The 9,752-nt window shown below is 35.3% G+C and carries 11 protein-coding genes; 9 read left to right on the forward strand and 2 right to left on the reverse strand.

Going from position 1 to position 9,752, the window contains the following annotated elements; all coding sequences use genetic code 11:
• Positions 1-435: 435 nt before the first annotated feature.
• Entirely contained in the window at positions 436-927 is a 492-nt protein-coding gene (locus tag HNR53_RS22755) for a hypothetical protein (protein WP_184530418.1), read from the reverse strand.
• A gap of 397 nt (positions 928-1,324) precedes the next feature.
• On the opposite strand from HNR53_RS22755, the gene HNR53_RS22760 reads away from it, so the two are divergent.
• The 8 genes from HNR53_RS22760 (at position 1,325) to HNR53_RS22795 (ending at position 7,440) form a co-directional block, all read left to right on the forward strand.
• Positions 1,325-2,143: a DUF3888 domain-containing protein gene (locus HNR53_RS22760; RefSeq protein ID WP_246439785.1), complete on the forward strand. Its 819-nt coding sequence runs from the start codon at positions 1,325-1,327 to the stop codon at positions 2,141-2,143.
• Positions 2,144-2,367: 224 nt separating this feature from the next.
• Positions 2,368-3,210 carry a site-specific tyrosine recombinase/integron integrase gene (xerA, locus tag HNR53_RS22765; RefSeq protein WP_184530420.1) on the forward strand — a complete coding sequence of 281 codons (843 nt, stop codon included), beginning with the start codon at positions 2,368-2,370 and terminating at the stop codon, positions 3,208-3,210.
• A 139-nt stretch (positions 3,211-3,349) separates the two neighbouring features.
• A complete protein-coding gene (locus HNR53_RS22770) occupies positions 3,350-3,607 on the forward strand; it encodes a hypothetical protein (protein ID WP_184530422.1) in 258 nt (85 codons plus the stop codon).
• Positions 3,607-3,993 (forward strand): aspartyl protease family protein, encoded by a 387-nt coding sequence (locus tag HNR53_RS22775; RefSeq protein WP_221452450.1) that lies wholly within the window; start codon positions 3,607-3,609, stop codon positions 3,991-3,993. Before HNR53_RS22770 ends, HNR53_RS22775 begins: the two co-directional genes overlap by 1 nt.
• A 413-nt stretch (positions 3,994-4,406) precedes the next feature.
• Positions 4,407-5,876, forward strand: coding sequence for a S8 family serine peptidase (locus HNR53_RS22780; RefSeq protein ID WP_184530425.1), 1,470 nt, complete (start codon positions 4,407-4,409; stop codon positions 5,874-5,876).
• 257 nt (positions 5,877-6,133) lie between these two features.
• The gene (locus tag HNR53_RS22785; RefSeq protein WP_343065381.1) at positions 6,134-6,589 is read left to right on the forward strand and encodes an aminoacyl-tRNA deacylase; all 456 of its coding nucleotides are present in this window, start codon (positions 6,134-6,136) and stop codon (positions 6,587-6,589) included.
• Between the two features lie 28 nt (positions 6,590-6,617).
• A complete protein-coding gene (locus HNR53_RS22790; RefSeq protein ID WP_184530429.1) occupies positions 6,618-7,016 on the forward strand; it encodes a hypothetical protein in 399 nt (132 codons plus the stop codon).
• A 58-nt stretch (positions 7,017-7,074) separates the two neighbouring features.
• The gene (locus HNR53_RS22795; RefSeq protein ID WP_184530431.1) at positions 7,075-7,440 is read left to right on the forward strand and encodes a hypothetical protein; all 366 of its coding nucleotides are present in this window, start codon (positions 7,075-7,077) and stop codon (positions 7,438-7,440) included.
• Here the strand turns inward: HNR53_RS22795 and HNR53_RS22800 are convergent.
• Positions 7,426-8,670: an MFS transporter gene (locus HNR53_RS22800; protein WP_184530433.1), complete on the reverse strand. Its 1,245-nt coding sequence runs from the start codon at positions 8,668-8,670 to the stop codon at positions 7,426-7,428. The two genes, HNR53_RS22795 and HNR53_RS22800, sit on opposite strands and share 15 nt — an antisense overlap.
• A 141-nt stretch (positions 8,671-8,811) precedes the next feature.
• On the opposite strand from HNR53_RS22800, the gene HNR53_RS22805 reads away from it, so the two are divergent.
• Positions 8,812-9,399: a CGNR zinc finger domain-containing protein gene (locus HNR53_RS22805; protein ID WP_184530435.1), complete on the forward strand. Its 588-nt coding sequence runs from the start codon at positions 8,812-8,814 to the stop codon at positions 9,397-9,399.
• Positions 9,400-9,752: the final 353 nt, after the last annotated feature.

The following is a 9,752-nucleotide window of genomic DNA, read 5'->3' on the forward strand; positions in this document are numbered from 1 at the left end:
AGGGATTCTAACCTTCTAATTTAAAGATGCTTCCCCTGCCTAATTGGAAAAATTAGGTGGGGGAATTTTAAATGCACAAGTGGGGGATTTTTGAGTTGACAATTACAATTTGGTATTTCCTTTCTTGTCTTAGGAATTAGACATAACAAACAAATCCATAAAAAGGAGGGTTCAGGTACTGGGATAAATGAATCAATAATACTTTCATTTATTGTGGAAGGGTTATTTTGGATATTTGATAAACTTCCATATTGGGTTGTCAAAACTTTATATTTTTTATTATCAATTGTTTTATTTGTTTGGAGTTATATGTTGTTTAAACATTCTTATTAAGCAATCGGGCGCGTCTCTGAAATAACTGGAAATGCATTTTTCCTATTTATGAAAAAAGAATTTCAAGACCGATATACATTCGGTCTTGAAATTCTCCTTTTACTACTCAGAAGTAAATATAAAAGTTTCTTTTAACGGTCTGCCTTCGCTTCCTTTTTGCGTCCAAACAATTTCTATTTCTAATTCAGTAGCTTTTTCAGCTAAAAGAAAATTGGCATGTTCATAAGGAAAGCCACGATTTAATTGTTCTGCAAAAGAGATTGATCGATCATAACGATCCTGATTACAATCCCTTTCATCAGGACAACCGAAAAGCGCATATTTCGTCTTAGAATTAGGCTCATTTCTATACATATAAACTTCCATAGTTAATACATCAGTACCGATTTTATCAATTTTTAAAGAGTAAGTGTGATATTTTCCTTTTTCGGGTTTAACTAGGTTCTCACCTTGTTTGGCTTCTCCTACTTGAACTGACCATTGTTTTGATGTTTGTTTAGCCGGTAATTTGTCGAATGTTAAAGCAGAAGTCTCTAATGCTGCTGGTGACATACATAAAATAGTTAGTAGGCATATTAAGAATATTTTTTTCATTATACCGTTTTCTCCTTATTTGAGTTCCTTTTATTGTTCTTAAATTTAGAGCAAATTATTCAATTTCTAATTAGTGTTTAAGGTAAAGAGCTTATTGAACAACAGGCGCGAAAATTGGGCTACGTAGCAGTCTATCTTTTGGCCTCTAATCAATTTATAGGGAGTTTAATTGAAGAAGTGGAGTAAATTAATTATTAATATCAGCAACAAACATTAAGGTTATGTTTATTTAGCTAGACAAGTGGTTTGAAAAATGTTGAAAATGAAACCTTGAGTATGGCAGCTCTGTTACAGAGGTGCTTTTTTGCTTTATTACAAAACAATGGCAATCATCAGGATTGTAAATTGAGGAAACATAATAAAAACAATTTGGGACGCTGTAAGGTGGTGAGTATGGATGAAAAAGTTAATAATTTTAATCTTAGTGATTACTTGGATTTTCCTCCCAGTTCAAATGGCAAATGCAAATGTCCTATTGAAATCGGAGGATGTTGCTTCTATGGAAATAAATCGCACCTCTGGGGGAACACGTACTTTCAGTGAAAGCGATGGGATTGAAGAGTTCGTCATCAGAAAGGTTATTGAATGGATTAACACAGCAAGTTCTGTAAAAGAAGCAACAGAATTAGATATTAAAAAAACACCAATTGCCGTATTAAAAATAAAAATGAAAAACGGTGATGTTGCTATAGTAGAACCTGCTTATGACTGTCATGTTCAAAATCAAACAAAATTTTGTACGCTATCAGATGGTGATGTCATCCTTACCCGAAATAACGATAAGATTCGATTGAAATCGGTTGAGCTTTTTGATTGGCTTCTAACAGGGTGGAAACATGAAAGTACAACGCCACCTCAAGATACGAAAGAAATGATGATCAATGATATATTAATGCTTTTATTAGGTCCAGAAATAGATAAGGCGGTGTGCGATTATTACTCTGAATATTTAACTAAAACTCCATTGGTCTACCCATACCAAGTTGAAATTGTAAATGTAGATAGAATTGGTGGTTTCCGTACGTTTCATTTTATAATCACATTAGAAACTACACCAGTTGTTGGACCACATATTTCTGTTGGAAAAGACAGATTGACTTTTGAAATTTCACCAACCATCATTCCTGGTCAAATTAAACTAAAGAAATTTGAACATCTTGAAACACATGAACTTCCTCCGAATTGGCAAGACATAATAAAAAAGAGAGCCCCGTAAACTTTATGAGTATTTTCTGTTCTTTATCGCATTTTTCACTATTCAGCAAACGGGCGCTTTTACTAAATAGGCAAAAGCGTCTTTTTCTTGTGATTCAGGGCCTTCCTTAGTTTGATAATTTGTTATTGTCTCCGATTCTTGAATATCTTAGTATAAACAAGATTTTCCGTGAACATAATAGAATCTAGAATAATGGATTGAAACAGTAGGAGAGTGAAAGAATCATGTTATTATCCGAGGCATGGAAAAAGTACCAGCAAGATAAAAAGATTGAGGGATATTCACCACTTACATTAAAAACATATTGTTTTCAATATAATCTCTTACTCCGATTTTTCGGGAATATTGACATGAGAGAAATCACTACCGAGAAATTAAAAGAGTATCTTATTCAGGAGGGCGAGCATTTAAAGGCATCTAGTTTGGGGAACAGGGTGCGTTGCATTAAATCAATTTTTAAATGGACACATGAGGAAGGTTATATTCCGAAGAATCCGGCTGCAAAATTAAAGGAGCCAAAATTGGGTAAAAGAATTCCAAAGTTTCTTTCCGATCTAGAGATTGAGCATCTCAGAGAAGCCTGTCATACAACGATGGAGAAAGCTCTATTTGAATTTTTTTATTCAACCGGGTGCCGAATCGGCGAAGTGGTTAAATTAAATCGCGACGATATTGATTTTCGCTCAAATTCAGTCATTGTCCATGGAAAAGGGGATAAAGAAAGGGAAGTATACTTTAATACTCGTTGCTCCATTTGGTTGAAAAGGTATTTGGATCAACGAGATGATGATGAGTCTTGCCTGTTTGTGACAGAGAGAAGGTCCAAAAGACGTATGAGTATCGATAACTTACGATATATTATCAAAAGAATATCGAATCGTGCCGGTATAAAAAAGAGTATCCACCCACATCAATTGCGTCACAGCTATGCTACACATATGATGAATAACGGTGCACCACTTGAGGTGATTCAAAGTTTACTGGGCCATGAAAAGAGTGAGACGACCAAGATATATGCGCAGCTAAGTGGAAAGCTGAGGCAGGATTTTTATAGCAAATATTTTTGAGAAAATTGAAAATGTGACGACCCTACTTCTGTCTGTTCCACCGAGTCTTTGGAAGGGAAAGCGTATTGCTAGTAACCAAACTATAAAAAAAAGTAAACACATGATAATATTAAATTAAAGGAAGTTGGAGGTGTTCTAAATGAAATGGGAAGAAGTATGCCAAGCGTTTCCTGACCAATGGGTGTTGATTGAGGCAATCCAAGCCAATACGAATGATGAAAGTGAACGTATCTTAGAAGAAGTTGCACCTTTGAAAAAGTTTTCTAATTCTCCAGAAGCAATGAAAGCTTATCAAGAACTACATCGTGAAAATCCTTCCCGTGAGCTATATGTACTTCACACCAGCCGAAAAAATCCAAATATCATTGAGAAAAAATGGGTGGGTGTGAGACGATAGTGAAAAAGTTGTTTATAGATGAGGGACTATTACTAACAGATATGGAAGTAACCTATAAAGGGAAATCATTATTGTTAAAACGAGTTCTAGTGGATACCGGCTCTGGAAGTACGATTATTAAAATGGATTTGGCAGAATCAATCGGTATTGTTGCTGAAGAAAATGACATGATTTATCGTATTAGTGGTGTAGGAGGATCAGAGTTTGTTTTTTCAAAAGCAATTGATTCCATAAAAATTGGAGAGAAAGAAGCAGATAATTTCACAGTAGAAATTGGTGCAATGGACTATGGGTTTGAATTAGACGGAATTATTGGATTGGATTTACTACAACAAATGAAGTCAATTATTAATTTAGACAAGCTTATCATAGAGTTTGACTGTTAGGGGCAAGTATGGCGGAATTTCCATAGTTGCTTTTTATTTTATATAAATGTCTTTATTCCGGAATCGGGCGCTATCGTATTATAAGGTCAATCAGATATTTCTGGTTGGCCTATTTTATATGGGTTATGCTTTAGGTAGTCGGGGTAGGACGATCGGGCGCGTGGGACTTGATCCCGTGCAGAATAATGTCCACCTCCCACGCCCACATCATACCTCTATTATTTCTTTTTCTTCCAAACATCTTTAACCCGGTTTGTCTTCTCCCTGTATTCAAAAGCTCTAGTATTACTTTTAGAATCTAGTCCGTAAAAACATGTTAAGGACATACAGATAAAACCATATATTGGTATTAATTACAATATATGTTAATACTTTGTTATCAATCTATTAAATATCAATGGAGGAGAGTGTATATGAAGAAGAAGGTTCTACATACTTTGCTGTCTGTTACATTTGGGATTGGAATATTGGCAGCGAGTGATTCATCTGTCCATGTTTCTGCTAACGAACAAAATTCTAAACAAGAAGTGAACGTAAAAAATCTTTATGTAATAGCCTTTCAAAATGAGTTACCTCAAGACTATCGAGAAATAATAGAGAAGGCTGGAGGGGAGGTTGTTAAAACAATTCCGGAAATCGGAGGAGTAGAAGCCCAATCTGGTCATTCCTCCTTTTTACAAAATCTAAGTAAATTAACGTCTATTGAAGCTGCAAATAGAGAAATTCCTCTTGCATTAAATGATCCAACTGCTAAACTGTCAGCACAACAGGATTCCACAGTAAATCAGACAGAGCCGGAGAGTTACTGGGATAACCAATGGGATATGCAAAGAGTGACAAATAACGGAAAATCATATGAAATCGAAACGGGTGGATATACAGATAAAGATGGGGAGACCGTACATAAGGCGGTTGTAGGGGTTATTGATACAGGGATAGACATGTCACACCCAGATTTAAAGAATAATATAGTTGGCGGAAGAAATTTAGTTCCCGCTGGAATAGATGAATCTGAAACAGGGGATCCGAATGACATCAAAGATCGAAACGGACATGGTACAAATGTTGCTGGTATTATTGCTGCTAATGGAAAAGTAAAAGGAGTGGGACCAGAGTTAGGAATACGTTCCTACCGTGTTATTTCAGGCCAAGGGTTTGCCATGCCAGCTTGGGTCATAGATGCTATTATGGCAGCAGCAGATGATAACGTGGATGTAATCAATATGTCTCTTCGTCTCTATAATAATACAAAAATGATAATTGAAGGAACTACTTATAAAACTGCAGCTGAAACCATCCTATGGAAGCGTGCTATTCAATATGCCGTGAATAACGGTGTAACAGTCGTGGCAGGCAGCGGGAATGAAAGTTTGAACTTGGATGACAAGAATCAAGTGAATAAATTTTTGAATATGATTTATGAACCTTACGGAATAAAAGTAGAGGGAGCAGCTACTGCAGTACCTGCCCAGCTTCCAGGTGTTATAAACGTATCGGCTTCGATAAAATGGTCGACTCGGGAGCTAGCATTTTACTCCAACTATGGAAATAGCGCAATTGATGTCGCAGGCCCTGGAGGAGACCTAGGCCCCGAATTTGCCGAAACATTTGATCCTGAAACGGCTGATCAAAGTTGCTTGATCTTTAACACATGGCCAACATACTTAGGTTCCTCCTATAATTATATGGCAGGTACCTCTATGGCTACTCCTCAGGTTGCCGGTGTTGCAGGAGTTGTAAAAGCAGCCAATCCTCAATTTACGCCTGCACAGGTAACAGCTCGTATTAAACAAACAGCGCTGGATTATGGGAAAATCGGACAGGATCCTTTATTTGGTGCCGGGGAAGCAAATGCATATCGAGCTTTAAATAACATTAAATAAATATTTTGAATCCAAGGCACGGCCCAAAAAATCCTTTTTCATCGTGAGTTTTTCAAATGAAAGTTGTTGTTAAAAAAGAAGATCTGGAGAGGGGACTTCCCAGATCTTTTTTGCATTAATTCCAATTTCAGGTATTTTTAGTATCTTAAAGTACGATGAATACGGTGGAAAAACATACTGTAGATAAGGACCAGATAGTTTAGTAGTTCTTCTTTTTGGAGATTCTATAATTTTCCATGTTAAAATCAATGTTGGAGGTGTTTCTTTTGGAGACATTGCAAGGAATTTTAGAGCGAAGCAAATATACATACGAAATAATTCAACACGAAAAACCAATACTTTCAAAACAAGATGGCACAAAATATTTTGGGATCGAAGTTGGGCAAACAGCTCCGTCGCTGATACTAAAAACAGATAAAGGGTTCTTTGTTTTAATTGTATCTGGTAGTCGTAGTAAAGTTGATTTTGAGAAAATAGCTGATGTTTTAGGCTGTAGTAAAGTAAAATTAGCATCTCCAGAGGAAGTTCAAAAAGTTACAGGATTTCAGGTAGGAAGCGTTCGTATGGTAGGTCTTGATTTACCTTGTGTGATAGACAAACGACTTTTCCAATACGATTTTATTTATGGAGGTACTGGCCAATCAACATTTACTTTAAAAATTGAACCACAAGCCTTAAATGAATTAAATCAAGTGATTGTAACCTTTGATTAAAGGAAACTTATATGAGGGAGGTGGTTTAATGAAAAAATCTTTGTTCCTAACCTTGTTGTTAAGTATAATTTTGGTTTCTGCTTGTACTAATGGAAAAACGAAATCGTTAGAAGAATTTTATAAGGATGCAAAAATTGAAAATGTAGATAAAGTCATCATTCAAGATGGTTCGACCGGTGCTTCAAAAACGATAACTAAACAGGAACAAATTGATGAATTTCTATCTCTGATTAAAGATATAGAGTTTACTCCACAAGATAGTCAAGAAAAACGTGCAGGATGGCGATACGGTGTTGCTCTTTTTGATGGCGAAAGAGAATTTAAATTCACTCTAAGTGAAATTAGCAATACTTATTATGATTCAAACCCAGACATTCATCCAATTGTTGATGATTTTTATAAAAACCTCGATGTTCAAGAGGAATAATGTCCTTCATTACCTATTCCGCAAATGGGGACATAACTAAGAAGAAAGGAAAGTCTTTATGAAAAAAATTTTTATTATAATCTGTATACTTTTAATAATATTTTTTAGCATAAAAGTTTATTTTTATACTTATGAAAATTTAGCAAATAAAAGAATTGCTCAAGTTATAGAATTACAAGGGGCTAATAATTCTGAGTATGAAATAACATTTAATTCTTTTGATTATAAACGATGGTTTTGGGATAAAGATATTATTTTTAATAATGATAAAGAGATTAAATATAAATATAGTTTTAATAGAAAAGATAATATAGTCGAAGTATTTATCGGGCGCGTTACTTTAAAAAGTGACGCCACCATTAGTTACAGCAAAATGGCAATGGTTAATCCCAATTGCCATTTTATTTTTTTACAATTTTCTTGAGGATGTCTGACTAACTTGTAAATTTTGTTTTATGGCACTATCATCAAGGAAAGCAGAAAATACAATGCCTAGAACTAGAATACCTGCACCCGACCAAAATGCTATTTCATAACTTCCAGTTAGAGTACGAATGTATCCCCCTAAAAAAACTCCTATGGCAGCAAAAATCTGATGTAAAAACCATGTAGTGCCAAGAATACTTCCCATAGCATTAGCGCCAAATCTGTCACCAATGATACCTGTAACAAGTGGAATAATTGGCATCGATGAAATACCATAGATGATTGCGAATAGATAAAGTTGCCAGATATTTGTGGATAAAGAAAGCAAAACAAATGCTAGTAAACGAATAATGTACAGTCCAATAAGTAAACTCCTCTTACCATATCTACGAGCAAGTTGACCAGTTATCCACATAGAAATCGCACTTGCAAATGCGGCAATACCAAGAAGTTGACCTCCTAGTCCTGTTCCTCCCCCTAAATCAACTGAAAATTTCGGAAGATGGATCGTAACCAAATAGAGAGTATAGCCACAAGTAACAAATCCGAGGCTTGCAAGCCAAAACTCACGGGTTTTTAAAGCTTCTGACAATGAAACACTTGAAGGTGGAGAAAATGAAGATGTAGAATCTCCGTCGGGTGCCTGACCTATTTCGTTAGGATTACTTTTTGTACCAAAAAGAACAAATGGGACAACGATTAATAACATGATAAACCCAAGAACCACAAAGGCAACACGAAACCCAGAATTCACAAGTAGAATGCCAGTTAAAGGTAAGAGAGCTAACTGACCGAAATTCATTCCCATTGAACTTCTTGCAAGCATCGTTGCTCTTTTTTTAACATACCAACGAGAAACAAGTACCGAATTAGCCATTGACCCACATCCTGCAAAACCAACAGCAGTGAGAACGCCATAATAAAGAAAGAATTGCCATAATTGAGTAATGGTTGCTGAAAGTATAAAGGAAATTCCCATTAGGGTAGCACTGCTAGCAATGACTAGCTTAGGACCGAATCGATCGATAAGTTTCCCCATTATAGGTTGAAACACTCCCCAAGTAATCATATTTAGAGATACTGCCAAACTTAATGTAGTTAAGCTCCAACCATAGGATTCATGGAGTGGGGTAAAAAATTGTCCAGCAGTTAAATTTAAGCCAAATGCCCCCATCAGAGTAAGAAAAGCGATGAATACAATTCTTGAACCTAAAAAAGTACGTACCATAAAGCTCCCTCCTATAGATTAACTAACCACATAATATGGTATTTAATGGTTATTATATTCACTTTAAATTAACCTGTCAATATTATATAATATGGTTAGTTTAAAACTTGGAACATTTTTAGGATGAAAGGAGTACCAATAATGTCTAGCTCAAATCAATTTCCACTAATATCTGGTCACCTTTCTCTCGACCTTGTAAATACTGAAGTTGTCCGACGTGGTGTACGCCATAATCTACTGACATCAAAAGATGATTTAATAGAATGGATAAAAGCAATGCAAGAAAATGATTCATTAATCCCTGAACATTTTTCATCTGAAACGGAAGAATGGTTGGAACAAGCGTTAGATAGAGTTCTAAATTTACGTGCATTTCTTCGTGAGGGATTTGAACGTGTTACAGATGGATACCAGCTTTCGAATGATTGGTTGGCTCATCTTGAAAAGTTAATTGCTAAAGCACCATTCTTATATAGAATCATCGGCGGAAAGCTTGTCGAAATTCCTATCGGGGAACCATTGGATAGATTAATTTCACTTATCGCATTAGATGCCCTAAATCTATATGCTACTGGTGAATTAGGAACCATGAAAAGGTGTGCCAACCCTGATTGTGTATTGTTATTTATGGATTCCAGTGGAAGGCGGAAATGGTGTTCAATGCAAATTTGTGGTAATCGAAAAAAGGTTGCACGTTTTCAGAATCGTAGTGGAAAAAAGGAACCATAGGATGAATGATTGTTATGACTTATAAAATAAATGTGGATTTAGTACATATAATGATCTTTATAAAAAAACATTGGAATTTTTCGATATTCCACAAATGGACCATTAGCAAATAGGCAGGAACTATTTTTCACTTTTTTCGTGTTTTCAATATTCCGTTATCGAGCGCAATTGTTGAAGATTACAGCTAGAAAACGATAAAACTTTTTTGTAAAAAATGTATAATGCTTCGCAAAGTATAAAAACCCGTTTTGATTAATCTTTTTAAATAGACTACTCTGATAAGAGGATAATATGTTCAATATAAGAGCATATATCCTCTTATTTTTTACATAATATAAACATTAAATATATTT

Origin of the sequence: Bacillus benzoevorans (assembly GCF_014207535.1) — a bacterium.
Taxonomy (GTDB): domain Bacteria; phylum Bacillota; class Bacilli; order Bacillales; family Cytobacillaceae; genus Bacillus_BD; species Bacillus_BD benzoevorans.

What these genes read in the sequence shown, in the direction of transcription:
- HNR53_RS22755 (WP_184530418.1), bottom strand. Translation starts at nt 927, where the DNA reads ATGAAAAAAATATTCTTAATATGCCTACTAACTATTTTATGTATGTCA.
- HNR53_RS22760 (WP_246439785.1), top strand. Translation starts at nt 1,325, where the DNA reads ATGAAAAAGTTAATAATTTTAATCTTAGTGATTACTTGGATTTTCCTC.
- xerA (WP_184530420.1), top strand. Translation starts at nt 2,368, where the DNA reads ATGTTATTATCCGAGGCATGGAAAAAGTACCAGCAAGATAAAAAGATT.
- HNR53_RS22770 (WP_184530422.1), top strand. Translation starts at nt 3,350, where the DNA reads ATGAAATGGGAAGAAGTATGCCAAGCGTTTCCTGACCAATGGGTGTTG.
- HNR53_RS22780 (WP_184530425.1), top strand. Translation starts at nt 4,407, where the DNA reads ATGAAGAAGAAGGTTCTACATACTTTGCTGTCTGTTACATTTGGGATT.
- HNR53_RS22790 (WP_184530429.1), top strand. Translation starts at nt 6,618, where the DNA reads ATGAAAAAATCTTTGTTCCTAACCTTGTTGTTAAGTATAATTTTGGTT.
- HNR53_RS22795 (WP_184530431.1), top strand. Translation starts at nt 7,075, where the DNA reads ATGAAAAAAATTTTTATTATAATCTGTATACTTTTAATAATATTTTTT.
- HNR53_RS22800 (WP_184530433.1), bottom strand. Translation starts at nt 8,670, where the DNA reads ATGGTACGTACTTTTTTAGGTTCAAGAATTGTATTCATCGCTTTTCTT.
- HNR53_RS22805 (WP_184530435.1), top strand. Translation starts at nt 8,812, where the DNA reads ATGTCTAGCTCAAATCAATTTCCACTAATATCTGGTCACCTTTCTCTC.